Here is a 23,510-nt window from a genome sequence, read left to right as displayed (position 1 = left end):
GGAAGTCACGCCGTTAGTACTGGGCCCGCAAGTTCGCAAGTTCACGCTGCAGCCGGGTGAGCTCGACGGAAGCTGCCCGCGCTGCGGCCTCATCGTCCGCGTGCCGGCGGAGTGCGCTCATGGTGTCGCCGATGCGCCGGGTCAGCAGCATCTCCTGTACGCGACGCACCAGCGAGTCGACGTAGCGCTGGTCTGGCCGACCCGTGTCGTCGAGCGTCGCAGGAATCGGAGCCACAGCCAGCTCACGCACCAGACCTCGGACGGCCTCTGGCGCTGCCGTCGCAACGGCCGCGGTCCAAGCCCCTGAGGACTGTGCTGCGGATGGCCCACCGGCGGCGGCGACCGCATCCAGGACCGCGCGCAGTGCAGGTGCTGAAAACCCTTCGGATTCAAGTGCTTTCCACTGATCGCCCACTGCTGCCGGGTGCTGAAGTAGGACCTGCAGCATCTGACGTTCGAGAAGCACGATGGGGTCGCGCAGATCAGGAGCCGGGTAGGTGGACGCCCCGCTCGCCTGCTCAGCACCCGAATCCGGACCGGGACTGTTCTTCTCAGGTGTGCCCGCCCGAGCGGTGGATCGTGGAGCGCGCGCGATCTCCCGGGACAGCTGGTCGACATCGACGCCAAGCCATCCCGCAACACTGCGGGCGTATTCAGGGCGCAGCGAACGATCACGGATGCTGCTGATGATGGGTGCGACCGCCCGCATCGCCTGCACCCGGCCTTCAGGCCGGTCCAGGTCAAAGCGATCAAGCGTGGTTCGGACCGCGAACTCAAACATTGGCACGGCCTCGTCGACCAGGTTCTTGACCGCCGCGTCACCAGCGCTCAGCCGCAGGTCGCACGGATCTTGCCCTCCGGGTGCCACCGCAACAAAGGACTGCGATGCCCATTGTTGATCTTCGCCAAAGGCCTTCATTGCGGCCTTCTGTCCGGCCGCGTCGCCATCGAAGGTAAAGACGACGCGCGCTGGCTCTCGATCGGCTTCGTCCCGCAGAATTCGCCGCAGCAACTTGATGTGATCGATGCCAAAGGCCGTGCCACACGTCGCCACGGCGTAAGGGACGCCAGCAAGGTGGCATGCCATCACGTCGGTATAGCCCTCCACCACCACGGCCTTGCGATCCCGCGCCATATCGCGCTTGGCCAGATCGAGGCCGTACAGCACGTGGGTCTTCTTATAGATCGGCGTCTCGGACGTATTGAGGTACTTCGCCTCGATGCGGTCATCCTCAAAGAGTCGTCGCGCACCGAAGCCGACCGTGTCGCCGGTGATGTCGCGAATCGGCCACACCACCCGTCCCCGGAAGCGGTCGTAGAGGCTCCCCCGTTGGCTGCGACCTGCCAACCCTGAGGTCACCATCTCGTCCGCGCTGAAACCTTTGTCGCGAAGGTGTGCCGCGAGGACATCCATGCCTCGCGGGGCATAGCCGACACCGAATGCCTGCGCCGCTTTGCCGTCAAAACCCTTGCCCCGCAGGAAATCTCGTGCGGTACGCGCCTCACCTGGAGCAAGCAACTGCTCGGCGTAGAACTCCTCCGCGACCCGATGCGCTTCGATGAGCCGGGAACGTCGGCCAAGGGACTCTTCCCGCGGACGTTGACCATCCTCGTAATGAAGCTCGAGTCCGACCTTGGCCGCCAGTCTCTCGACGGCCTCCGAGAAGGACAGATGCTCGACCTTCATCACGAACTCGATGACATCGCCGCCCTCGCCACACCCGAAGCAGTGATACGCGCCGACGGCGGGCCTGATGTTGAACGATGGGCTCTTCTCATCGTGGAAGGGGCAGAGGCCCTTGAGTGAGCCGGGGCCGGCAGCCCGCAACGTCACGTGCTCGCGTACGACGTCCTCAAGAGATGCGCGCTCCTTGACCAGCGCAATGTCTTCAGCCTTGATTAGTCCAGCCATGGGAGCCTCCTCTCGACGGTGCGAGTCTAGGGAGTCAGGTCCCCGACGACTGCGGCCGCCGACCCAACCGCTGCCCGGCGCCACCCGTTCCCGGCCCACAAACTGACGTGTTGGTGGTCGCCGCGGCTGGCGGCTGCGGCCCGAAGTGGCTTAGTCAACTGGTCGACCACCGGGAAGACCGACGGAGCATGAGCATCCTCGGCAGCGACAAAAGCGTTCCTCAGGCCTCGGGCCGGCCGGCCCGAGAACGCCCGGGTGACCACGAGTTCACTCAGATCGGGATCCTGCAGGCCAGCACGATGCGCCGCACTCGTTCCGGCCTGGTCGGTCAACAGGAACATAGTGCCGACCTGTGCAGCGGCCGCCCCGGCGCGGCATACCGCCACTACTTCCTCGGCGCTAGTGATTCCCCCGGCAGCGATCAGCGGGCAGGAAAATTCACTGTGCAGCGCCTGCACCAGGGCCAGGGTGGTCATCTCGTTGGGTCGCGCCTCCACCTGATGGGTGCTGCGGTGTCCGCCAGCCTCACAGCCCTGCGCACACAGCACGTCGGCCCCTTGCGCCACCGCGGCCCGGGCCTCGGCGAGGTCCGTCACCGTGATCGTGACCGATGTTCCAACCGCGTGCAGACGATCAATCACCGATCGTCCCGGCAGACCGAAGGTGAACGACACTCCATCGACCGGGTCGGCCACCAACAGATCGATCTTCTCGGCGAAGCTGTCTGTGTCGGCCCACCAGGGCTCGGGCATGGTGACGTCCCACTTCACGGCGTAGGACTCGAGGCGTTCGGCATAGGCGCGTACGGCCGCGGACTGGCGTACGGAGTCCAGCACCGCGGGGACAAAAACGTTGACACCAAAGGGCTTTGCCGTCAGCGCACGGGTCGCCTGGATCTGTTCTCTGACAGCGTCGACCGACTTGTACGCCGCCGCGAGGTAGCCGTAACCACCCGCCTGGCACACCGCGGCCACGAGCTCCGGTGTTGAGGGACCTCCGGCCATCGGCGCGGCCATAATCGGACTGGTGAGACGTCGGAAATCCATGGTGTGACCCTAGAACTCAGGTCCAGCGTTCAGCCAGAACGAGGGCCCGACCATCGGTGAGCGAGGCAATCTGATCGATGACAACGCGCTCGCGAGCGCTGTCGTCGGCGGCGTCCTGGAAATCCTGCAAGTACAACGGGTCGAGCCGGTCAGGATGCGCGAGATAGACCGCGTATAGCGCGTCCAAGATGCCCCGCTGGTGGCCGAGGAGCGACCCACGCTGCTCGTCCATGAGCACAAATCGTGCGCTCACCGACTTCAACATCAGGCACTCTGCACGCACCATCGGAGGAATTACGACGTCGGCCTCAAAGCGGGTCAGCGGGCCAGTGCCGAAGCGCTCCCGCGTAGCGTCGTGGGCTTGGCGCACGAAGTGGCCAATGAAGCGACTTGTCGCATCCTTCAGGGCGGCGAGGCTGCTACGGGTGCCGTCGTGGGTAGCGGGCATCCGTCCCGCGACGAGCGCCTGATCCAGGGCCTCCATGAGCTCATTCTCGTCTTGATCCGAGCCGTACCAGGAGCGTGCCGCCTGGGCGATCGTGCGGACGGTATCGGGATCACGCAGCACTCGTGGATCCAAGATGCCAGAGGCAATCGCATCCTCGACATCGTGCACCGAGTAGGCCACGTCGTCGGCCCAGTCCATGACCTGGGCCTCCAGGCACGGCCGGTCGACGTGATCTGGCGGAGCACCTCGGCGTACCCAGGTGAAGGCCTCACGGTCAACCTCGTAGAACCCGAATTTCTTTGAACTGGAGTCGATTTCACCGCGACCCCACGGGTACTTCATGGAGGCGTCGAGCACGGCGCGCGTCAGGTTTAGGCCCGCTGGCCGACCATCATCATGGGTTCGCTTGGCCTCCAGGCGAGATAGCAGGCGCAGTGTCTGGGCGTTGCCTTCGAAGCCACCGATCTGATCTGACAGCCGATTCAGTGCGGCCTCACCGTTGTGCCCGAACGGCGGATGACCCAGGTCATGCGCAAGGCAGGCGGTGTCCACGACATCGGCGTCACACCCCAGAGCGGCACCAAACTCGCGTCCGATCTGCGCGACTTCCAGCGAGTGCGTCAGGCGGTTGCGGACGAAGTCATCTCGGGTCGGCTGATGCATCTGGGTTTTCTGCCCGAGACGGCGCAGGGCCGCCGAGTGCAGCAGTCGTGCTCGGTCACGGGCAAAATCGCCCCGCAACCGACTGTCTCCTGATTCAGGTACCCATCGCTCGCGCGACGTTGCGTCGTAGCCGTTCATCGAGGCATCGGGAGCAGGCGCGCCGGGCGCCTCATGCGGGAGAGTCCGTCAAGCCGACCAGCAGGTTCTCCACCCATTGCGGTATCCAACCGACCTCGGCAACCTCCCAGGCCGCGGCGACTGGGTCGCTCGGGAACAACACCGCGCTCTCGTCCGGCGTGGTCAACGCCAGGTCGGTGCCTTGGGAATCGGTCACCACGCGCCATTCCAAACTGCTGCGCTGACGGAGATGCTCCCCCATCGCAAACCCGATCATCGTGCAGAACGTGGTGGGGTCGCCTCGCTCAGCGGCCTTGGTCTGCACCGTCTGTTCGACATAACCGTCGAAGGCACGGCTGATGGACATGACATCACCGACGTCAATGCCCTGTTGGGCGGCGTCATCGAGCCATTCCTGCAACACACGCTGCTGGTCAGCCTCGGGAGCTGAGATGGTGAAATCAGCCGAGGAATCCGCCATCAGCCGGCGTTGGCATAACGCTTGGCGGCGCGGGCCTTAGCCTTGGCGGCCTCGACCTCACGGTCCTTCGGCGGCGCTTTGGTGACCAGCGAATCGATCAACTTGCGCGTCGCAGCGGTCACCGCTTCAACCGCACGGTCAAAAGCTTCCTGGTTAGCCTGCGACGGTTTGGTAGACCCGCTGACCTTGCGGACGTACTGAATCGCGGCGGCTTCGACCTCATCAGGTGTTGCTGCTGGCTCGAAGTTGTGGAGTTGTCTGATGTTGCGGCACATACCGCAAGCCTGGCACATCCACCCGCGAATCCCTATGCCCGCTGTCTTTGACAGGGCCAACGACAGCGGTAGCATCGCGGGCAACGTCGCGTGCTGGTGACAGGTCGTGTCAAGCATGGAGGCGTCGAACCCAAAGGACTGACGATGGTTTCATCGCTTCCTTCGTCGTCGCGTGACTGAGCGCGAGATGACCAGGCTGATGGCCTGGAGCACCGAACTACGCCGAGTGCACCAACGGCTGCGCGATGCCCTGGCCGTCGCTCAAGAAGCCGTCAGCGACGGCGGCCCATCCGACGACGCGACACGGGATCTGCTGCTGTACTGCCACGGATTCTGCACGGCACTCGACGGCCACCATCGCGGCGAAGACCGGGTCTTGTTCCCCGCGATCGAGGCAGCGCATCCGCACCTGGGCCCGGTGCTGCGATCTCTGACCCAGGACCATTCGATGATCGGCCACCTCCTCGGGGGGCTCGCTGCGGCCGTCGACCGATCAGCGCCGGCGACCGAACTCGCGATACATCTGGAGGGGGTTGCCGCGGTAATGGAGACTCACTTCCGCTACGAAGAACGACAGCTCTTACAGGTACTTGAAAGTCTTGAACTGCAGGATGGCGTGCGCGATGTCCTAGGGCCGCTCTAGTCGCCGATCCCCGTTTCGCCCTACGCTCGGGGTATGCGCCGCCCAGACGGACCGTTGATCAGCGCCGAGCACCTGCAGCGAGCCCGCAATTCGGCGGCGCCGCCCGTGTTGCTGGATGTCAGTTGGAGCCTGGGCTCGGAATCTCAGCGCGCGGCGTACGACCGCGAGCACCTTCCGGGCGCCGCGTGGGTGGAGTTTGAGGGCGCGCTCTCCGGCCTGCCTGGTGAGCAGGGAAGACACCCGATGCCGGAGGTTGCCGCCTTCACCGCAGCGCTGCGGGCGGCCGGGGTGCGCAACGACTCCCATGTCGTGGTCTATGACCGCGAGAACAGCCTGTCGGCAGCTCGGCTGTGGTGGTTGCTCAAGCATGCCGGGCATGAGGCGGTCCAGGTCCTCGACGGTGGAATGCGGCGATGGCTGGCGTTGGGCCTACCCACCAATCACGACCCGGTCATTCCGACTCCGGGCGATTTCGTGGCCACGCCGCCGCATCGGCAGGTCCTGAGTGCCGAAGACGCAGCCGACTACGCCGACCGCCATGTGCTGCTCGATGCTCGGCCCGCCCCTCGATTCCACGGACGTCAGGAGACGATCGATCCCATCGCAGGTCACATCCCTGGAGCCGTCAGTGCGCCCGCGTTGAACAACCTGCAAGAGGACGGACGGTTTCTGCCCGCGGATGATCTGGCCGTCCACCTCACCCGGGTCGGCGTCCGGCCCGGCGCGCCCGTCGGGGTCTATTGCGGGTCCGGGGTCCAAGCGATGCATACCGCGCTGGCGATCGAAGCCGCGCAGGTCGGAGCCGAGCCCGCTGTGTACGTCGGGTCCTGGTCGCACTGGATCACTGACCCCGAGCGGCCGATCGCGACCTGAGGCCGAGCGGTCTCAGCCGCCCGAGACGGACAGCTCGGCGGCTGCGATGGCGTCCGCGCCGACGCCATCGAGTTCACGCGAATCGAGCCAGCCTTCGGGAAGCACTACGCGCCGCTCAGACCCAGCGCGGCCACGCGGGCCGTCGGCATCTGCGGGCCAGTCCTGGTCCAGGTCCAAGGTGGCTACCAGGTCATCGAGCGAGGACAGCGAGACGACCGTTGCCAAGCTTGACCGTACGTGCGAGCCGACTCGGAATCCTTTGAGGTACCAAGAGATGTGCTTGCGGATGTCGCGGCACCCTTTTTCCTCGGAACCGTGGAACTCCGTGAGGTATGCGGCATGTCGCCGGAGGGTCTCGCATACCTCCCCCAAGGTCGGGCGCACCCGCAGGTCGGAGCCAGCGAATGCTGCGGCGAGATCGGTGAAGAGCCACGGGCGACCGAGGCACCCACGCCCGACCACCACACCGTCGCACCCGGTTTCGTGCACCATTCGCACGGCATCCTCGGCGGACCAAATATCACCGTTTCCCAGCACCGGAATGCTGGTCACCGCCTGCTTCAAGTCTCGAATCGCGCTCCAGTCCGCCTGACCCGAATAGGACTGCGCGACGGTACGACCGTGGAGCGCGACGGCCGCGGCGCCCTCACCCTCGGCGATGCGCCCAGCCTCCAAAAAAGTCAGGTGGCGGTCGTCGATGCCCTTGCGCATCTTGACGGTGACCGGGATGTCGTACGGTGCGGCCGCGCGAACAGCGGTCGACACGATGCTGCGGAACAGTTCAGACTTCCACGGCAGGGCTCCCCCTCCACCCTTTCGAGTGACTTTGGGGACTGGGCAACCGAAGTTGAGATCGATGTGGTCACAGCGGTTTTCGCTCGCCAGGATGTGCACTGCACGCCCTGCCGTGACCGGATCCACGCTGTACAGCTGGATCGACCGGGGCGCCTCGTCGGGGTCGTGTTCGATCAACTGCATCGTCACCGGCGTGCGCTCCACAAGGGCCCGAGAGGTGATCATCTCGCTGACATACAGCGAGGTCGCTCCGGAAGGAGCGGCGCCGCCGTCTGCGGGCGCACCCTGAGCGCCGTACTGGCGGCAGAGCCGCCGGAACGCTCGGTTTGTGATCCCAGCCATCGGCGCCAGCACCACCGGGGAGGAAATGGTGTGCCGTCCGATCTGCAGCGGTGGCAGCACTGGGTGGGCTGTGGGAGTGAGAAGTTCAGTCATGGCCTCCCCATTCTCCCGCATGAATCGGCCAGTTTCGAATCGCTCACCCCCTAGGCGTACGTCACGGCACACCCGAGGTGTCCCGTCGCGTACTCGGTGGAAGGAGACACCGAGTACGCCACCGCAGGTGCGCCGTGACGACTACCGGTTGCGGGCAGGGGGAGGACTGGAAGGGGTCGCCCGCAACAAGAACGACACTATGCGGCGGTGTCTCTATAGGGGTTCACGCAAAGGTCAAAACTTGGTCAATTCTCCAGCCGGTAGTCTTTTCCGGTGCCATCTGCCGACCCAAAACCCTCTGTGCGCACGACACGGCTCCGTTCCTTCGTCGAGCACCGCAGTCACGCTGCGGTCGAGCGATTGGAGTCGTGGCCCGCCCGCACACCGTTGATCGCGACCGCGATCTTGGCCGTGATCGGACTCATCTTTCGGGGAGTCGTCGGCGCGGCCTGCTTTGGCCTGATCACCCTCCTTCTTGGATGGATGCTGTACCTCGCCTGGCCGCGACTGCGACCGCTTGAACGACTCATGCGCTCTTCAGTCCTGCTCCTGAGCGCTGTCCTCGCGCTGGTTCTCGCACTCCCGCGCTAATTTGACAACGATTATCACTAGATTGAGAATCGTTGTCATGCGCCCTCCCGTCTCTGCTGCCCTGACTGCTGCCCTCCTGATGGGCGTGACCGCCTGCGGTTCGGACACCTCGAACTCGGACGGCGCCTCGGGCGAGGCTGGCGGGGACACCGTGGAGGTGCTGACGTCGTTCTACCCGCTGGAGTTCGCGGTGTCCGAGATCGGCGGCAAGCGCGTCTCCGCCTCAAACCTGGTCAAGCCCGGCACCGATCCGCATGATCTCGAACTCAGCCCGAAGGATGTGGCCAAGGTCTCCGAGACGGATCTCTTCGTCTATCTCAAGGGATTCGCCGGTCCGATCGATGACGCGGCGAAGAACCAGGGCAGTGATCACGCGTACGACGTCAGCACCAGTGCCGAACTGGATCTGTCGGCACCGCCAGAGGGCGGCGATCACGAGGGCCACGACCACGGCGAAGAAGACCACGACCATGGCCCGAACGACCCGCACTTCTGGCTCGACCCAGTGCGCTACGCCAAAGTCGCCACAGCCATCGGCGACCGGCTCGCCAAAGCCGACCCGGACCATGCCGCCGAATACCGAGCCAACGCCAAGAAGTTCGGCAGCAAACTCACTTCGCTGAACAAAGACCTCACGACTCGACTTGCCAACTGCAAGCGCCAGGACCTGATTACGGGCCACGCCGCGTTCGGGTATCTCGCGCAGCGAGTGGGGATGACTCAGGTGCCGATCTCGGGGGTGTCCCCCAAGGAGTCACCTGACGCCAAGACGTTGACCAAGATCAGCACCCTCGCCAAGGAATCCGGAGCCACGGTGATCTATACCGAGACGCTCGCCTCGCCACGCTTCGCAGAAGCTGTCGCGCGATCCAGCGGCGCCAAGACCGCCGTCTTGGACCCTCTTGAGGGAATCACCAGCAAATCCCCCGGCTCGGACTACTTTGAGGTTATGCGCGCCAACATCAAGACCTTGGAGAAGGGGCAGGCCTGTTCGTGACGGCAGTTGATTCCACACCTGTCCTGGCCTTGCGTTCAACCTCCTTCGGGTATGCCGACCGCAAGATCGTTCACGACGTTGACCTCACCATCACCTCGGGTGAGGTCGTCGCGTTGTTGGGCGCTAACGGGTCAGGCAAGTCGACCCTGGTCCGTGGTCTACTCGGCCTAACTGATCAGCTGGGCGGTGAGGCGCGGCTCCTCGGGAGCGACTTGGCCCGCCTCAAAGATCGCCACCGCCTGGGCTATGTCCCGCAGCGGCACACGCTGTCCGGATCCGTGAGCGCCACGGTCGAAGAGGTCACCCTGGTGGGTCGCCTCCCCCACCAACGTTGGTGGGCCCGTCCGCGCGACGAAGATCGTCGCCTCGTGCGGGAAGCCCTCGACCTGGTGGGCCTTGCAGATCGGGCCCGTGAGGACGTCAGCACCTTGTCTGGCGGCCAACAGCGGCGCGTCCTGATTGCTCGAGCTCTTGCCGCGCAGCCCGAAATCTTGCTGATGGACGAGCCCACCGCTGGTGTCGATGAGGCCAGCCAGCACGTACTCGCCGACGTGTTGCGACGCCTCGCTGAGCGGGGCACCACGATGGTGATCGTGACTCACGAACTCGCCGCATTTGCCGATGTTGTGACCCGGATCGTGGAACTCTCTGGCGGCCGGGTCCACTTTGACGGTGTCCCCACGGCATACGCCAGGCATCACCACGCGCAAATCCTTGGCGGACATCACCACCATCACGAGGACACACCCCGAAGCACTGGCATCGTTCCTGCCGAAGGTCCACTGGCCAGAGGAGATCGACATGTTTGACCTCCTCAACTACGACTTCATGCAGCGCGCCATCATCGCGGCGTTCTTGGTCGGCCTGGCGGCACCCCTGGTGGGTATCTTCCTGGTGCAGCGCCGCCTGGCGTTGATCGGCGATGGCATGGGGCACGTGGCCCTCGCCGGCGTGGCCGTGGGCGTGGTCACCGGAACCCAACCGGTCTGGACGGCGCTCATTCTCACCATCGCCTCCGCCGTTCTGGTCGAACTAGTGCGGGCGCGCGGCCGCACCAGTGGCGATGTCGCGCTCGCGGTGATGTTTTACGGGGGCATCGCCATCGGTGTGGTGCTCCTGAGCCGTGCTGCCGATGGCCAATCCGGCAACCTGGAGACCTACCTCTTTGGCGCGATCACCACCACCAGCCCCACCGATATCTGGACCTTTGCCGCACTGACCCTCGTGATTGTCGTCGTGACCTGGGTCCTTCGACCACGATTGTTCGCGGTCGCTGGCGACGAGGAATACGCCCGCGCGACCGGAATGCGTGTGCTGGCACTCAACATCACCCTCGCGGTACTCACCGCAGTCACCGTGGTGATCTCTATGCGCATTGTCGGACTGTTGCTGATCAGCGCCCTGATGATCGTGCCCAACGCCTCGGCACAACTCTTGACCCGGAGCTTTAGCGCCGCGCTTCGTACCGCCGTCGTCATTGGCGTTGCCTGCAGCGTGGGCGGCGTCTTTGTGTCCTACCACGCCGACACCCCATCGGGCGCGACGATCGTCGTGCTGACCGTGCTCGCCTTTACCCTGGCGGCAGCCCTCGGGGGTCTATGGACACGGTGGAGCAATGCCCGCCACGAGACGCCTGACGAGCACCCCCATGAGCATGGTGGCGATTGCGGCCACCCGGCAGTGCGCCATGGGGATCATGTTGACTATCTTCATGACGGTGAGCGCCATGCAGCACACGCTGATCATTGGGATCGACACCCGACCGACCGCACGACGACACCCCGGGGATGACGCGTATGACGGCACCTGAGACTTCGACCCGACGGCCTACTCGCCAGCAGGTCGCGGTTGCCGAAGCACTCGATGAGCACGGAGATTTCACCTCCGCACAGGATTTGCACGCCGTGCTGCGCTCGCAGGGAAATTCAGTGGGCCTAGCGACGGTCTATCGCGCCCTCCAAGCGATGGCCGCGGACGGTGAAGTCGACGTGCTGCGCACAGCCGAGGGTGAGGCGGTCTACCGCCGGTGCTCCTCGTCTCATCACCATCACCTGGTCTGCCGGAACTGTGGACGTACCGTCGAGGTTGAGGGCCCGGCAGTGGAAAAATGGGCGACCAGGGTGAGTGCCGAGCACGGTTTTCGCGACGTGACCCACCAGATGGAGATCTTCGGCGTGTGCATGAAGTGCCCCACCGACGATTGACGAACCCTCAGTCCGCCGCGGGACGCTGGCGGTCACGCTTGGTCACCGATCTCTGACGCTTGGCCTCGAGTCGGCGACGCTGTGAGCCGCGAGTCGGTCGGGTTGCCCGACGCGGCGTCTGCGGTACGAGCGCCTCACGCAGCAAGGCCGCCAGGCGGTCACGCGCCGCAGCCCGATTTCGACGCTGCGATCGGTGCTCCTCAGCAGTCACGGTGAGGACGGTGCCCGTGAGGCGGGCCGCGAGCTGGCGCAGCACACGCTCGCGTTGCAGGTCGGTGAGCGCCGAGGTAGTCGCCACGTCGAGACTGAGCTGAACCCTGGAGTCGGTCGTATTTACGCCTTGCCCGCCCGGGCCCGATGACCGCGAGAACCGCTCGGTGAGGTCCTCAGCAGGCACGATCAGGCCGCGCGGCGCGCCCGGTCCCGAGGGGACGACCAGGTCATCCACCGATCAGCGGTTTCCGTCCGCGAGCCGAGGCATTTCCTCTCTCAGCCTCGGCTCCACCCGACGCGAAGGCTCGAATCCCGCCTTGTCGGCGTAGAACGCCCGGATCCGATCCATGTCGGCCGGCACCTCGCCAGTGAGTTCGATCGTCGGCCCCAGCCCGGTGGTCATCGTGGTCCGGTCGACATATCCCAGCGTGACGGGCATACCTGTTTCTCGGGCGATGCGGTAGAAGCCCGACTTCCAATGGGTATGTCCCTGTCGAGTGCCATCCGGGGTGATCACCAAACCAAACACCTCGCCAGTGGCGGTGCGGCGCACCGTGTCTTGGATCAGATTGCCGGGGTTCTCCCGATCCACCGGGATGCCGCCGAGCGCTCTCATCACGGGACCACGCCACCCGGCGAACAGGCTCTTCTTGCCCATCCAATGCACGTCCATGTCGAGTCGCCAGGTGATTGCGAGCATCAACGGGAAGTCCCAGTTGGACGTATGCGGCGCACCGATCAGGACGGTGGGACGGTCGGGCGCGGGCTCGGATACCAGCTTCCACCGGCTGAGGGTCCAGAACGCGCGAGCAAGGGTGCGACGAAACATAAGGGATATCAGACCATGCCCGGCCGCAGATGGCCTACGTCTTGGCCTGGTCGATCGCGCCGCCATATCGACGATCCCGGCTGGCATAGGTCTCGACGGCCTCCCACAGATGCCGGCGATCGAAGTCAGGCCACAAGGTGTCCAAGAAGACCAGTTCGGCGTAGGCCGACTGCCAAAGCAAAAAGTTGCTGGTCCGCTGCTCCCCCGAACTGCGGACGAACAGGTCAACGTCAGGAGTGTCGGGCCAATCGAGGTACTTCTGCACGGTCTTTTCAGTGATCTTGTCGGGATTGAGGCGTCCGGCCTTTGCCTCCCGAGCAATGCGCTGCGTGGCAGCGGCGATCTCCGACCGCCCGCCATAGTTCACACACATCTGCAGAGTCATCACCGAGTTGTTCTTGGTCTTTTCCTGAGCGGACTCCAACTCGGAGATGACCGACCGCCACAGCCGCGGACGCTGGCCTGACCAGCGGCAGCGCACGCCCCAGGAGTTCAAGAGCTCCACCCGGCGGCGGATCACATCTCGGTTGAATCCCATGAGGAAGCGCACCTCGTCGGGCGAGCGCTTCCAATTTTCCGTGGAGAACATGTAGGCCGACAGGGTGCCGACGCCGAGCTCGATGGCGCCAGCGACCACGTCCAACAGTTGGGCTTCCCCGGCCTCATGGCCCTTGGTCCTGGGCAACCCCCGCGCATTGGCCCATCGACCGTTGCCATCCATCACGACTGCGATGTGCTTCGGAACCAGGTCGCTCGGGATCGCAGGCGGGCGTACGCCGCTCGGGTGCGGTGGAGGCTTGACCGTCATGTCAGCAGCGTAGAAGGCGGCGTTGACCGGTCGACATGGCGCAGTGCCCGGACCCCTCGCTCCAGGTGCCAATGCACATAGGCCGAGACGAGGCCGCTCGCTTCGCTACGCACGCGGCCTTCGCTGGCCGTGGCAACGGTCCAGTCACCAGCAAGCAGCGCAGAGAGCAATTCAAAGGTCTCGGGTCGCGGCGCTTGGGATCCTGGCGGACGGCAGTCGGAGCACACCGCGCCACCGCTGCCCACGTGAAATCCTCGATGCGGTCCGGACGCACCGCAGCTGGCGCAGTCACGGAAGGATGGCGTCCAGCCTGCGGTCGCGAGCGCCCGGAGCAGATAGGAGTCGAGAACCATCGTGGGCTCGAGCTCGCCGGCCGCGAGCGCCGCCAACCCGCCCGCGAGCAGGATGAATTGTCGTTGAACACTTTCCCGCTCCTCGGTCAGCTGGTCGGCTGTCTCGAGCATCGCGACCGCCGCGGTCCACGCGGCGTAGTCGGCGGCGACCTGTTCACCATAGGGCGCCAGCATTGCGGCCTGGGTGATGGTGTCGAGCGAACGCCCTTGGTAGCACTGCAGATCCACCACCATGCCCGGCTCCAGTCGAGCCCCGAATTTGGAGGTCGTACGACGCACGCCCTTGGCCACCGCACGCACCTTGCCGGTGTTGCGACAGAGCACCGTGACGATGCGGTCGGCCTCACCCAGCTTGTGGGTGCGCAGCACGATCGCGGCGTCTCGATAGATGGCCATGCCGCTATTGTCGCCCGCGTGGCGCGGTTCGGTAACGTGCCACGCCCGACCGCCGTGTGAGGATGGATTCGCCAGATTGGGTCTCACCGACCGGATGACCCCACCCACCCCGCCTCTGGAGGATCGATGGCCGACTGGGCCGAGCTGACCGATCGAAGCCTGACCGAGTTGCGCTCTGTTCCGGAGACCTACCGCCCGACCAACTTCTGGGGACCTGGCGTCGACCAGCTTCTGGACAACATGAAGACGCTGGGACTGCCCAAGTTCAAGTCGTGGCCGTCCTCCTCGATCTGGTTCTATCCGCTCTACGGGGACCGGTGGACGGACGCGACGATGGCGGGGGCGTTCGAGCAGGTCACCGCACAGTTGCGCCCCAATGCCAATCGCAACTTCTTCGTCTCTGCGCTCAATGGGTCCCAGCAGGCGCAGCGCGACTACGACGTCGCCTCGGTCAACTGGGACCAGGAGCGGTGGCCGTTCGACCTCGCCGCGCACGGTGAAAGCAAGATCGGCACCCCGCCGCAGGCGTACAGCGTCGGTCGCGGTGGCGACGCCCGGTTCGGGCGCGGCTACGCCAACTACCTGCTGTGCCTGTCGGCGCTGTCCCGGCACGTCGACGCGCCGCCAAAGAGCTTCCTGGAGATCGGAGGCGGCTTCGGCGTGCTCGGTGAGATCGTCACCCAGCGCGACCCCGAGGCGCGCTATGTCGACCTCGACATCCCGCCGCTACTGACCGTCGCGTCCTATTACCTCACCGAGCTGCTCGGCGCGGACAACCCCACGGTGTACGACGGTGACACCGCCGCGCCCGGGCCCATCTCCGTGCCGTGCAGCGGTGTGCTGCCCAACTACCGGATCGACGACCTCGACGGCGAGTTCGAGGTGTTCGTCAACTCCTTCTCCTTCCAGGAGATGGAGCCGGAGGTCGTCGAGCACTACATCGAGAAGGTGTGCGGCAAGGGCATCACCTACGCCGTCTCGCTCAACTCAAAGCTCGGCAAGCCCAAGGCCAAGAAGGCCGGCGACTGGGGCGCACTCGACCCGGTGACGTCGGCGCGGATCATCGAGATGTTCGACAAGCACGGTCTCGATCTAGTCGGTCAGTATGACGCTCCCGTCGTGCGGAGCGCCGGTCAACTCAACGTGTTCCGACGTCGATGAGCCAGTGCGACGTCGCGATCGTCGGTGGCGGGCACAACGCCCTGACCGCGGCGGCATACCTCGCGCGCGCGGGACTCACCGTCACGGTTCTCGAGCAGGACGACCACCTCGGCGGTGCCACGATCTCCGCGGAGGCCTTTCCAGGCACCGGCGCGCGGCTGTCGCGCTACTCCTATCTCGTCAGCCTGATGCCGCAGCAGATCCGGGATGACCTTGGCTTGACGGTTGAGCTACGCCGCAGGCGTTTTGCGTCGTACACCCCGCGCCCTGACACCACGACTGGGCTGTTGATCGACACCCACGATCAGGCCGCGACGGCTGCCTCGTTCGCGGGGATCGGGGCGACGGCCGATCATGCCGCGTTCGAGGATCTGTACGCGCGCACTGGGCGCCTCGCGGAGGCGCTCTGGCCGACCTTTACCGAGCCGTTGATGACCCGTAGCCAGGCGAGAAAGCGGCTTGGTGAGGACGCGGTATGGCAGGAGTTCATCGAGCGGCCGCTCGGCGAGACCATCGAGACCCACCTCGCGGATGACGTGGTGCGCGGGGTCGTGCTCACCGATGGCCTGATCAGCACCTATGCACACGCGCATCAGGAGGACCTGCAGCACAACATCTGCTTCCTCTACCACGTCGTGGGCGGTGGCACTGGCGCCTGGGATGTCCCGGTCGGCGGCATGGGCGAGATTGCTGGCGCGCTCGAACACGCGGCCCGAACCGCTGGTGCACACCTCGTGACCGGGGCGCGCGTCCTGGCGATCAGCGGAGACGGCGAGATTCGCTACGCCCACCGCGACCAAGAGCATCGACTGCAGGCACGCTTGGTGCTCTGTGGCGCCTCACCAGGCGTGCTCGCCGACCTGACCGGGACGACCCCACCACCGGCTGAAGGCGCCCAGGTCAAGGTCAACCTCTTGCTCTCCCGGCTCCCACGGCTGCGCAACCCCGACGTGGCGCCGGAGGCGGCGTTCGGCGGAACGTTCCATATCAACGAGACCTATCAGCAGCTTGAGTCGGCGTATCGGGCTGCCGCACAAGGCCGGGTCCCGGACCCGGTTCCGGCCGAGATCTACTGTCACTCGCTAGCCGATCCCAGCATTCTGCCCCCGGACTTGCGCGCCTCGGGCGCCCAGACCTTGACCGTTTTTGCGCTCCAAGTGCCACACCGGCTGATCGACCAGCATCACCATGAGGAGCAGCGCGCCGAGTTGCAGCGCGGGGTCTTGCGCTCGCTGTCGAGCGTGTTGGACGAACCCATCGAGGATGTCCTGTTGCGCGACGGTCACGGCGATCTATGCGTCGAGACCAAGACCACGCTCGACCTGGAAGAGGCAATCGGCATGAGCGGCGGCAGCATCTTTCACGGACCGTTGTCCTGGCCTTTTGCCGAGGACGACGACCCCATGGAATCCCCCGCCCAACGGTGGGGCGTTTCTACCGACCATGAGCGAATCCTGTTGTGCGGCGCTGGATCCCGCCGAGGTGGCGGGGTCAGCGGGCTGGGCGGATATCACGCAGCACAGGCCGCACTCGAAATCCTGGGGCAGCCAACATCCCACGCAACACTCCGGCCATAAGCGACCATTAATCGAACACGCGTTCTACACTTGCCGCATGGTGTCGTACGCATTGCAAGGGTCTCTGCTTGACCAGGTCGACGAGATCGGCCTGCGCCAACTCGGCGGTTCGGTGCACCGCACACCTCTATCCCGTGGCGCGTGGGTCGACCTGCGCCCTGGTTGGCTCACCGGCGCCGACAAACTGTTCTCCCGGCTCAGCCTGGGCGGCAGCGCCGGAGTGGACTGGCAAGGCGAGCGTCGGGTGATGTGGGACCGCGAGGTAGAGACTCCACGCCTGCTGCGTTTCTATGACGAGCGTGAAGCATGGCCAGACCCGGTGCTTAACGATGCGCGTCGCGCGCTCTCCGCGCACTACGCACCCGAACTCGGCGAGCCATTCCGCACCGCCGGAATGTGCCTCTATCGAGACGGCCGCGACTCTGTTGCCTGGCATGGCGATCGCGAGGGCCGCGGGGCCACCCACAACACCATGGTGGCCATCGTGTCGATCGGCGCTCCCCGCACGCTGGCACTGCGCCCTCGCGGCGGCGGCGCGTCGCTTCGCTTCAATCTGGGCCACGGCGATCTTGTCGTGATGGGCGGCTCCTGCCAACGCACGTGGGAGCACGCGATTCCCAAGACCGCCAAGCCGGTCGGCCCAAGGATCAGCATCCAGTTCCGTCCCCACGGCGTGCGCTGAGCCCCTGGCCTTTCACGGCGACTCCGCGCGCCTCCGCCACCGCACCGCAGACACTCTCTACGGTGCGTCAGGTGAGCGTCATGACTGTGCTTCAGAGCCGCCTCGGTAGTCGACGCCTCCAACGGCTCCCGGTCCGCCCCCGGCACCTCGGCGTCATCATCGATGGCAATCGTCGGTGGGCGCGAGCCGCGGGCTACACCTCACCCACGGTTGGTCACCGCCATGGCGCTGAGCACGTACGCGACCTGCTCATCTGGGCCCAGGACGCCGGGATCGAGCACGTCACGGTCTATATCGCCTCCGCCGACAACCTGCGCAAGCGCGAATCCGACGAAGTCACCGGACTACACGACGTCATCGAAACGACGCTGCCCGCGGCGATTGTCGGCTCGCCCGCATGGCAATTGCACCTGTCGGGAGACCTTGGCCTACTTCCCGAATCGACCCAGTCTGCACTGAGGACTGCCTGTCAGCAGACCCTTGGCAGGCCGCGTCATGTCACGGTCGCTATCGCCTATGACGGACGCCAAGACATCGTGGACGCCGTACGCCGGTCGCTCCTACGCGACTCCGGATCGACCGCGATGGCCAACCTCGACGTCGACCGAGTCACGCAATCCCTCGCGGGCGGCCCGGCGAAAGACATCGACCTGGTGATTCGCACCAGCGGGGAGCATCGGCTGTCTGGATTCTGCCCCTGGCAGACCACCAACGCCGAGATCGTGGTCAGCAACAAGATGTGGCCGGCGTTTGCCCGCCGCGACTTCATCGCCGCACTCCAGCAATACGCCGACGCGACGGACCGCCGAGCAGACCAGTGACCGCGGAAGCACCGCTTCAGGTGATTCTTCTGCGCGGGGTGAACGTCGGCGGATACCAGGTGAAGTCGGCCAGGTTGACGGCCTGCCTCAAAGGCATCCCGGATGTCACCGCCGTCAAGACCGTCCTTGCCAGCGGCAACGCGGTCGTCCGCACGCCGCACGAATCAGCCGAACTCCAAACCCTCGTCGAGAGCGCACTGCGGGAAGAGTTCGACCACGATGCCAAGGTGGTCGTGCTCAGCCTCGCGGAGGTCACAGATCTTGCTGACCGCTGCCCGTACCCGTTCGACGACCGTGCGATGCACGCCTATCTCACCCTGGCCTCGGACCCCACTGCGCTGGACGCCTGGGAGCAGGCCGCCCGCGAGCTGGCCCAAGAGCATCGGCGCCTGTCCCCCGAGGCGCTCGCCTGGACCTGCCCTGTGGGCGATTCCCTCGGCACTCCCTTCGCGAAAGCGCAATCTAAACAACCACTGAAGCGCTACACATCGGCGGTGACGACCCGCAACGGCCGAACCCTGATTCGCATACTGGCGGCCGCCGAAGTCATGCCGCCCCGCACGCCGTAAGTCGCGCGACGCAGCCCACCCACCATCGCTACGCTCGCCATCATGAGCCTCGACTTTGCCCACCACCTTCGCGCCGAGTCGGCGCGGTTCCTCGATGCGATCGGCCAGACCGCGCCCACTGACCGGGTCCCGACCTGTCCCGACTGGGACGCGGACGACCTGCTGTGGCACCTCGGTGGCGACGTGCAGTGGTTCTGGGCGTCGGTCATCGCCGAGGACCTGCGCGACACCCAACAGATCATTGACCTGGTCGACATTGAGCGTCCTGCTGACCGCGAGGGTCTGCTGGCGCTCTTCGCTCGGGAGAGCGCCCGACTGCATCACCTCGTTGCTGAGACCGATCCCAGCGAGCCGCGGTGGATGTGGGTGGCGGACACCTCTCTGCATCAGGTGGAATACCTCGGCCGACGCCAGGCCCATGAGGCGCTGATCCACCGCGTTGACGCCGAGCTCACCGCAGGACTGCCGATTTCTCCCATCGACCCCGAGTTTGCGAGCGACGGCGTGGATGAGGCCCTGCGCATCATCCACGGGAACCACCCCGCGTGGGGCGAGTTCACCCCTGACGGGCGTACCGCTCGAATGCGGGCAACGGACACCGACCTGAGCTGGGTTCTTGATCTCGGCCGGTTCGTGGGAACGGACCGCGACGGCGAGGAGGTCGACATCGCTTCGTGGCGCGCCAGAAGCGACGACCAGGGCGAGGCTGTCGCGGGAGAGATGAGCGCGGACGCGATGGACCTGGACCTCTATCTGTGGGGCCGCCCAGCCCCGCATTTCCCCGTCCTGGAGGGAGACTCCGCCGCGCTGGACCACGTCGTGGCGGTCGTCAACGACGGCGTCGCGTGAAGCCCAATTGTTTCTGAATCGCAAACACGCCACCACGATGTGCACAACAGCCGGTGAACGCGGCACACTAAGGCTGTGACAGCAACCGTCATCCTCATCCTTGTCGTGATTACGGCCTTGGCCTTCGATTTCACCAATGGCTTCCATGACACCGGTAATGCGATGGCGACGCCCATCGCGACAGGCGCGTTGCGCCCCAAGGCGGCAGTCACCCTCTGCGCTGTTCTCAATCTGGTCGGCGCGTTCTTGTCGGTTGAGGTAGCTCTCACCGTGACCAACGCGGTCATCAATATTCAGGACCCCTCAGGCGCGCCCCGACCCGAGTTTTTAACCAACGGTGGCTACGACCTGCTCCTGATCGTGCTCGCCGGTCTGGTGGGCGGCATCATCTGGAACCTCGCCACCTGGCTGTTTGGATTGCCATCCTCGTCTTCCCACGCGTTGTTTGGTGGCCTGGTTGGCTCGGCTATCGCGGCGCTCGGCACCGGTGGGGTGAAGTGGATCGGGCATGGCGACAAGCTCGACGGCGTGATCGGCAAGGTCATGTTGCCCGCGATGTTCTCGCCCGTGATTGCCGCATGCGTGGCGGGCTTGGGGACGTGGTTGATCTATCGCATTACTCGGCGGGTGAGTGAGCACTACACCGACCGCAGTTTCCGTTGGGGACAGATCGGTAGTTCCTCACTCATTTCGCTGGCGCACGGCACCAACGATGCTCAGAAGACGATGGGTGTCATCACTCTGGCGTTGATCGCTGCGGGCGACTGGACCAGCACTGATTCCATCCCCTTCTGGGTCAAGGTGGCCTGTGCCCTGGCTATCGCGCTCGGCACCTACGTCGGTGGTTGGCGCATTATCCGCACGATGGGCAAGGGCTTGGTCGATGTCCAACCCCGCCAAGGGTTCGCTGCGGAAAGCTCATCCGCCGCAGTCATCCTCGTCTCAAGCCACATGGGGTTTGCGCTTTCCACCACGCACGTCGCGACCGGATCAATTCTCGGATCGGGTCTCGGGCGGCGTGCGCAGGTGCGGTGGCGTACCGCCGGACGCATGGTCGTTGCGTGGCTCATCACCCTGCCGGCAGCGGGGATGGTGGGCGCTTTGATGTGGGTGATCGGTCACGCCTTCGGTGGCATGGCTGGCCCGCTCGTCGTCTTCGGCATCCTGCTGGTCTTGTCCGGCTTGATGTATGCCCGATCGCGCCGTGAGCCGGTCAGCGCCGACAACGTCACCGACGAGTGGTCTCCCGAACCTGCAGTCAACGAGATCCTCGGTGCTGAGCAGAAGAAGGTCTCCTCATGATGGAGAACATCGTCCTCGCCGTCGACGGCGCCTGGAAGGTCCTCATCATCGGGCTCCTCATTGGTGCAGGCCTTCCGGTCCTCTTTGCCGTCGGAGTACGCACAGCCGCAATCTCCGCGGAAGCGCACGACGGTGAACCCGTCACGCCTTTTGGTCGCCGCTCGAGTCGGGCGCTCTCGGTCCTGTGCTTCGCCTTCGTAGTGCTCGGCGTCCTTGGCGGTATCGGCGCCATCGTGGCCTCCGGGTTCGACGTCGAGTTGCCGCTACCTTTCAACTGACGCCCTGCCATGACACTCAACAACAAGTTGCGGTCAGTGGTCGACTGGCTGCAGGCGGGCTATCCCGCTGGCGTTCCGCCCACCGACTACATCCCCCTGCTGGCTCTCCTGCGACGTGGCCTCACCGAGGACGAAGTCCGTGAGGTTGCCGAGGAACTTGCGGCCAGCATTGAAGACATGAGCCATACCGACATCGGTGTGCACATCACCCAAATCACCGATGCCCTCCCCTCGCAGGCTGACATCAATCGCGTCGCGCGCAGGTTGCACGTGCACGGGTGGCCAGGAACTGAGCCTGACCACCGCGCGTAGTGCGTTCCTGTGCCTACTGGTCGCGCAACGCCCGGTTCACGGCGGATAGCACGGCCGTCAGCGAGGCCTTCACGATCGAGGAATGCAGACCGACGCCCCACAGCACCCGGTCGCCGATCGCGGCTTCGACATAGGCCGCCGCCTGGGCGCCCTCACCGGCCGACATCGCATGCTCGGCGTAGTCGAGGACGCGTACGTCGACTCCGAGCGTGGAGAGCGCGTTGGCGAACGCGGCGATCGGGCCGTTGCCGTATCCCTCGATGGTGACCTCGGCACCGTTCTGCTCGCGGTCAGTCATCGTGGCCGTGATCCGGTCGCCATCGGCCGTGCTCTCGACCGAGTGCGTGATCGGCGTGAACCGACCCCATGCCTGGCCATCGCCATCGGCGCCGGGGATGTACTCGTTCTGGAAAATCTGCCAGAGCTGTTCGGCGCTGAACTCGCCACCCTGCTGGTCGCTGTGCGCCTGGACCGCGCCACTGAACTCGACCTGCAACCGGCGCGGTAGGTCCAACTGCCGCTCACTCTTGAGGATGTAAGCCACCCCGCCCTTGCCGGACTGGCTGTTGACCCGAACGACGGCCTCATAGGAGCGACCGATGTCATGCGGATCAATCGGCAAATAAGGCACGCCCCACACCAGATCGTTGATCTCCTTGCCGGTGTCCGCAGCCTGCCGATCCATGTCCTCGAAACCCTTTTTGATGGCGTCCTGGTGAGAGCCAGAGAAGGCGGTGTAGACCAAGTCACCGCCCCACGGGTGGCGCTCGTGAACCGGCAACTGGTTGCAGTGCTCAACGGTCCGCCGGATCGCGTCCATGTCGGAGAAGTCGATTTCGGGGTCGATACCTTGGCTGAAGAGGTTCATTCCGAGCGTGACCAGGCAGACGTTGCCGGTACGTTCGCCGTTGCCAAACAAGCACCCTTCGATGCGGTCGGCTCCGGCGAGGTATCCGAGCTCGGCCGCCGCGACCCCTTCGCCCCGGTCGTTGTGCGGGTGAAGGGACAGACGCACCGACTCGCGCCGATCCAAATGGCGGCTCATCCACTCAATGGAGTCGGCGTAGATATTGGGTGTCGCCATCTCGACGGTGGCGGGCAGATTGATGATCATCGGGTGGTCCGGTGTGGGGTCAATGACCCCGATGACCTCATTGCAGATGCGTGCCGCGAACTCCAGTTCGGTGCCGGTGTAGGACTCTGGCGAGTATTGGTAGTAGACGTCGGTGTCAGCGACCGTCTCCTCCAGCTTCTTACACAGCCGCGCGCCCTGCAGCGCGATATCGATGATGCCGTCCTGATCCAGGCCGAAGACCACCCGGCGCTGCAGGATTGATGTGGAGTTATAGAAGTGCACGATCGCGCTCTTGGCTCCGCGGATGGAATCGAAGGTGCGCTCGATGAGGTGGTCCCGGCACTGCGTCAGGACCTGAATGGTGACGTCATCGGGAATGTGGTTGCCCTCGATGAGCTCCCGGACGAAGTCAAAGTCGGTCTGGCTCGCGCTCGGAAAGCCGACCTCGATCTCCTTGTAGCCCATGCTCACGAGCAAGCTGAACATGCGCATCTTGCGCTCGGAGTTCATTGGGTCGATCAGGGCCTGGTTGCCGTCGCGCAGGTCTACCGCGCACCAGCGGGGCGCCTTGGTGATGACCTTGTCCGGCCAGGTGCGATCTGGCAGGTCGACGGCGATCTGCTGCTGGAAGGGCTCGTACTTGCGAGCCGGCATGGACGTGGGCTGCTGGGGGTGGATCATTCTCGCCTCGGAGTTCTTTGGGGTGGGCACGAATCACAAAGTCGTGCAGGAGATTCCGGCCGCAGGGCGAGACTCCGCGGCGAGGAAGGCCGAAGAACTAGGCCTCGCCGCGGCAGCGAAGGAG

Annotated in this window: 27 protein-coding genes; 16 read left to right on the top strand and 11 right to left on the bottom strand. The window is 65.1% G+C overall.

Annotation, left to right across the window (positions count from 1 at the left end; genetic code table 11):
• Nucleotides 1-13 precede the first annotated feature (13 nt).
• From dnaG to F562_RS0101255, 5 genes are read right to left on the bottom strand one after another with little or no spacing between them, the layout of a single operon-like run.
• Entirely contained in the window at nt 14-1,912 is a 1,899-nt protein-coding gene (gene dnaG, locus F562_RS0101275) for a DNA primase (protein WP_018155105.1), read from the bottom strand.
• A gap of 26 nt (nt 1,913-1,938) precedes the next feature.
• Nucleotides 1,939-2,958 carry an NAD(P)H-dependent flavin oxidoreductase gene (locus F562_RS0101270; RefSeq protein ID WP_018155104.1) on the bottom strand — a complete coding sequence of 340 codons (1,020 nt, stop codon included), beginning with the start codon at nt 2,956-2,958 and terminating at the stop codon, nt 1,939-1,941.
• Between the two features lie 16 nt (nt 2,959-2,974).
• On the bottom strand, nt 2,975-4,207 hold the full coding sequence (locus tag F562_RS0101265; protein ID WP_018155103.1) for a deoxyguanosinetriphosphate triphosphohydrolase: 1,233 nt from the start codon (nt 4,205-4,207) through the stop codon (nt 2,975-2,977).
• Between the two features lie 31 nt (nt 4,208-4,238).
• The gene (locus F562_RS19955; RefSeq protein WP_018155102.1) at nt 4,239-4,667 is read right to left on the bottom strand and encodes a DUF3806 domain-containing protein; all 429 of its coding nucleotides are present in this window, start codon (nt 4,665-4,667) and stop codon (nt 4,239-4,241) included.
• The gene (locus tag F562_RS0101255; RefSeq protein WP_018155101.1) at nt 4,667-4,942 is read right to left on the bottom strand and encodes a DUF2277 domain-containing protein; all 276 of its coding nucleotides are present in this window, start codon (nt 4,940-4,942) and stop codon (nt 4,667-4,669) included. The genes F562_RS19955 and F562_RS0101255 overlap by 1 nt, the downstream gene beginning before the upstream one ends.
• Nucleotides 4,943-5,114: 172 nt before the next feature.
• Between F562_RS0101255 and F562_RS0101250 the strand changes: the two genes are divergently transcribed.
• Both F562_RS0101250 and F562_RS0101245 read left to right on the top strand, forming a co-directional pair.
• Nucleotides 5,115-5,585 carry a hemerythrin domain-containing protein gene (locus F562_RS0101250; RefSeq protein WP_018155100.1) on the top strand — a complete coding sequence of 157 codons (471 nt, stop codon included), beginning with the start codon at nt 5,115-5,117 and terminating at the stop codon, nt 5,583-5,585.
• Between the two features lie 33 nt (nt 5,586-5,618).
• The gene (locus F562_RS0101245; protein WP_018155099.1) at nt 5,619-6,458 is read left to right on the top strand and encodes a sulfurtransferase; all 840 of its coding nucleotides are present in this window, start codon (nt 5,619-5,621) and stop codon (nt 6,456-6,458) included.
• A 12-nt stretch (nt 6,459-6,470) separates the two neighbouring features.
• Here the strand turns inward: F562_RS0101245 and dusB are convergent, their stop codons facing one another.
• Nucleotides 6,471-7,688, bottom strand: a complete 1,218-nt coding sequence (dusB, locus tag F562_RS0101240) for a tRNA dihydrouridine synthase DusB (RefSeq protein WP_018155098.1) — start codon at nt 7,686-7,688, stop codon at nt 6,471-6,473.
• Between the two features lie 273 nt (nt 7,689-7,961).
• On the opposite strand from dusB, the gene F562_RS19950 reads away from it, so the two are divergent.
• The 5 genes from F562_RS19950 to F562_RS0101215 are packed head-to-tail and all read left to right on the top strand — an operon-like array spanning nt 7,962 to nt 11,480.
• Nucleotides 7,962-8,279 (top strand): DUF6703 family protein, encoded by a 318-nt coding sequence (locus F562_RS19950; protein WP_156822461.1) that lies wholly within the window; start codon nt 7,962-7,964, stop codon nt 8,277-8,279.
• A gap of 37 nt (nt 8,280-8,316) precedes the next feature.
• Entirely contained in the window at nt 8,317-9,276 is a 960-nt protein-coding gene (locus F562_RS0101230; RefSeq protein WP_018155096.1) for a metal ABC transporter substrate-binding protein, read from the top strand.
• Entirely contained in the window at nt 9,273-10,085 is an 813-nt protein-coding gene (locus F562_RS0101225; protein WP_018155095.1) for a metal ABC transporter ATP-binding protein, read from the top strand. Before F562_RS0101230 ends, F562_RS0101225 begins: the two co-directional genes overlap by 4 nt.
• Complete coding sequence (locus F562_RS0101220) at nt 10,078-11,067, top strand: metal ABC transporter permease (protein WP_018155094.1); 990 nt, start codon at nt 10,078-10,080, stop codon at nt 11,065-11,067. Before F562_RS0101225 ends, F562_RS0101220 begins: the two co-directional genes overlap by 8 nt.
• Nucleotides 11,068-11,072: 5 nt before the next feature.
• Entirely contained in the window at nt 11,073-11,480 is a 408-nt protein-coding gene (locus tag F562_RS0101215; protein WP_018155093.1) for a Fur family transcriptional regulator, read from the top strand.
• Nucleotides 11,481-11,487: 7 nt separating this feature from the next.
• On the opposite strand, the gene arfB is transcribed toward F562_RS0101215, so the two are convergent.
• Genes arfB through recO form a run of 4 tightly spaced genes read right to left on the bottom strand, consistent with a single transcriptional unit; the run spans nt 11,488 to nt 14,079 of the window.
• Nucleotides 11,488-11,928 (bottom strand): alternative ribosome rescue aminoacyl-tRNA hydrolase ArfB, encoded by a 441-nt coding sequence (gene arfB, locus F562_RS0101210; RefSeq protein ID WP_018155092.1) that lies wholly within the window; start codon nt 11,926-11,928, stop codon nt 11,488-11,490.
• Between the two features lie 3 nt (nt 11,929-11,931).
• Nucleotides 11,932-12,522, bottom strand: a complete 591-nt coding sequence (locus F562_RS0101205; RefSeq protein ID WP_018155091.1) for a 1-acyl-sn-glycerol-3-phosphate acyltransferase — start codon at nt 12,520-12,522, stop codon at nt 11,932-11,934.
• A 34-nt stretch (nt 12,523-12,556) separates the two neighbouring features.
• On the bottom strand, nt 12,557-13,330 hold the full coding sequence (locus F562_RS0101200; RefSeq protein WP_018155090.1) for an isoprenyl transferase: 774 nt from the start codon (nt 13,328-13,330) through the stop codon (nt 12,557-12,559).
• Nucleotides 13,327-14,079 (bottom strand): DNA repair protein RecO, encoded by a 753-nt coding sequence (recO, locus tag F562_RS0101195; protein WP_018155089.1) that lies wholly within the window; start codon nt 14,077-14,079, stop codon nt 13,327-13,329. The genes F562_RS0101200 and recO overlap by 4 nt, the downstream gene beginning before the upstream one ends.
• A 126-nt stretch (nt 14,080-14,205) precedes the next feature.
• On the opposite strand from recO, the gene F562_RS0101190 reads away from it, so the two are divergent.
• The 9 genes from F562_RS0101190 to F562_RS0101150 all read left to right on the top strand — a co-directional run bounded on the left by F562_RS0101190 (nt 14,206) and on the right by F562_RS0101150 (nt 21,630).
• Complete coding sequence (locus F562_RS0101190; protein WP_018155088.1) at nt 14,206-15,240, top strand: putative sugar O-methyltransferase; 1,035 nt, start codon at nt 14,206-14,208, stop codon at nt 15,238-15,240.
• On the top strand, nt 15,237-16,817 hold the full coding sequence (locus F562_RS0101185) for a phytoene desaturase family protein (RefSeq protein ID WP_018155087.1): 1,581 nt from the start codon (nt 15,237-15,239) through the stop codon (nt 16,815-16,817). Before F562_RS0101190 ends, F562_RS0101185 begins: the two co-directional genes overlap by 4 nt.
• A 37-nt stretch (nt 16,818-16,854) precedes the next feature.
• Nucleotides 16,855-17,499: an alpha-ketoglutarate-dependent dioxygenase AlkB gene (locus F562_RS0101180; protein ID WP_018155086.1), complete on the top strand. Its 645-nt coding sequence runs from the start codon at nt 16,855-16,857 to the stop codon at nt 17,497-17,499.
• An 80-nt stretch (nt 17,500-17,579) separates the two neighbouring features.
• Complete coding sequence (uppS, locus tag F562_RS0101175; RefSeq protein ID WP_018155085.1) at nt 17,580-18,320, top strand: polyprenyl diphosphate synthase; 741 nt, start codon at nt 17,580-17,582, stop codon at nt 18,318-18,320.
• Complete coding sequence (locus F562_RS0101170; RefSeq protein ID WP_018155084.1) at nt 18,317-18,889, top strand: DUF1697 domain-containing protein; 573 nt, start codon at nt 18,317-18,319, stop codon at nt 18,887-18,889. Before uppS ends, F562_RS0101170 begins: the two co-directional genes overlap by 4 nt.
• Before the next feature lie 42 nt (nt 18,890-18,931).
• On the top strand, nt 18,932-19,738 hold the full coding sequence (locus F562_RS0101165; protein ID WP_018155083.1) for a maleylpyruvate isomerase N-terminal domain-containing protein: 807 nt from the start codon (nt 18,932-18,934) through the stop codon (nt 19,736-19,738).
• Between the two features lie 75 nt (nt 19,739-19,813).
• On the top strand, nt 19,814-21,040 hold the full coding sequence (locus tag F562_RS0101160) for an inorganic phosphate transporter (protein ID WP_018155082.1): 1,227 nt from the start codon (nt 19,814-19,816) through the stop codon (nt 21,038-21,040).
• Nucleotides 21,037-21,318: a hypothetical protein gene (locus tag F562_RS0101155; RefSeq protein ID WP_211206413.1), complete on the top strand. Its 282-nt coding sequence runs from the start codon at nt 21,037-21,039 to the stop codon at nt 21,316-21,318. Before F562_RS0101160 ends, F562_RS0101155 begins: the two co-directional genes overlap by 4 nt.
• Before the next feature lie 9 nt (nt 21,319-21,327).
• The gene (locus F562_RS0101150; protein ID WP_018155080.1) at nt 21,328-21,630 is read left to right on the top strand and encodes a DUF3349 domain-containing protein; all 303 of its coding nucleotides are present in this window, start codon (nt 21,328-21,330) and stop codon (nt 21,628-21,630) included.
• 13 nt (nt 21,631-21,643) lie between these two features.
• On the opposite strand, the gene leuA is transcribed toward F562_RS0101150, so the two are convergent.
• Complete coding sequence (gene leuA / locus F562_RS0101145) at nt 21,644-23,386, bottom strand: 2-isopropylmalate synthase (protein WP_018155079.1); 1,743 nt, start codon at nt 23,384-23,386, stop codon at nt 21,644-21,646.
• Between the last annotated feature and the right edge of the window lie 124 nt (nt 23,387-23,510).

Source organism: Demetria terragena DSM 11295, from assembly GCF_000376825.1.
Lineage (GTDB): Bacteria > Actinomycetota > Actinomycetes > Actinomycetales > Dermatophilaceae > Demetria > Demetria terragena.
This window is presented reverse-complemented; position numbering and strand designations above follow the sequence as displayed.

Bases quoted from the DNA above. Each gene is read 5' to 3' on its own strand.
- dnaG (WP_018155105.1), bottom strand. From the start codon at position 1,912: ATGGCTGGACTAATCAAGGCTGAAGACATTGCGCTGGTCAAGGAGCGC.
- F562_RS0101270 (WP_018155104.1), bottom strand. From the start codon at position 2,958: ATGGATTTCCGACGTCTCACCAGTCCGATTATGGCCGCGCCGATGGCC.
- F562_RS0101265 (WP_018155103.1), bottom strand. From the start codon at position 4,207: ATGAACGGCTACGACGCAACGTCGCGCGAGCGATGGGTACCTGAATCA.
- F562_RS19955 (WP_018155102.1), bottom strand. From the start codon at position 4,667: ATGGCGGATTCCTCGGCTGATTTCACCATCTCAGCTCCCGAGGCTGAC.
- F562_RS0101255 (WP_018155101.1), bottom strand. From the start codon at position 4,942: ATGTGCCGCAACATCAGACAACTCCACAACTTCGAGCCAGCAGCAACA.
- F562_RS0101245 (WP_018155099.1), top strand. From the start codon at position 5,619: ATGCGCCGCCCAGACGGACCGTTGATCAGCGCCGAGCACCTGCAGCGA.
- dusB (WP_018155098.1), bottom strand. From the start codon at position 7,688: ATGACTGAACTTCTCACTCCCACAGCCCACCCAGTGCTGCCACCGCTG.
- F562_RS0101230 (WP_018155096.1), top strand. From the start codon at position 8,317: ATGCGCCCTCCCGTCTCTGCTGCCCTGACTGCTGCCCTCCTGATGGGC.
- F562_RS0101220 (WP_018155094.1), top strand. From the start codon at position 10,078: ATGTTTGACCTCCTCAACTACGACTTCATGCAGCGCGCCATCATCGCG.
- F562_RS0101215 (WP_018155093.1), top strand. From the start codon at position 11,073: ATGACGGCACCTGAGACTTCGACCCGACGGCCTACTCGCCAGCAGGTC.
- F562_RS0101205 (WP_018155091.1), bottom strand. From the start codon at position 12,522: ATGTTTCGTCGCACCCTTGCTCGCGCGTTCTGGACCCTCAGCCGGTGG.
- F562_RS0101200 (WP_018155090.1), bottom strand. From the start codon at position 13,330: ATGACGGTCAAGCCTCCACCGCACCCGAGCGGCGTACGCCCGCCTGCG.
- recO (WP_018155089.1), bottom strand. From the start codon at position 14,079: ATGGCCATCTATCGAGACGCCGCGATCGTGCTGCGCACCCACAAGCTG.
- F562_RS0101190 (WP_018155088.1), top strand. From the start codon at position 14,206: ATGGCCGACTGGGCCGAGCTGACCGATCGAAGCCTGACCGAGTTGCGC.
- F562_RS0101185 (WP_018155087.1), top strand. From the start codon at position 15,237: ATGAGCCAGTGCGACGTCGCGATCGTCGGTGGCGGGCACAACGCCCTG.
- F562_RS0101180 (WP_018155086.1), top strand. From the start codon at position 16,855: ATGGTGTCGTACGCATTGCAAGGGTCTCTGCTTGACCAGGTCGACGAG.
- uppS (WP_018155085.1), top strand. From the start codon at position 17,580: ATGACTGTGCTTCAGAGCCGCCTCGGTAGTCGACGCCTCCAACGGCTC.
- F562_RS0101165 (WP_018155083.1), top strand. From the start codon at position 18,932: ATGAGCCTCGACTTTGCCCACCACCTTCGCGCCGAGTCGGCGCGGTTC.
- F562_RS0101155 (WP_211206413.1), top strand. From the start codon at position 21,037: ATGATGGAGAACATCGTCCTCGCCGTCGACGGCGCCTGGAAGGTCCTC.
- F562_RS0101150 (WP_018155080.1), top strand. From the start codon at position 21,328: ATGACACTCAACAACAAGTTGCGGTCAGTGGTCGACTGGCTGCAGGCG.
- leuA (WP_018155079.1), bottom strand. From the start codon at position 23,386: ATGATCCACCCCCAGCAGCCCACGTCCATGCCGGCTCGCAAGTACGAG.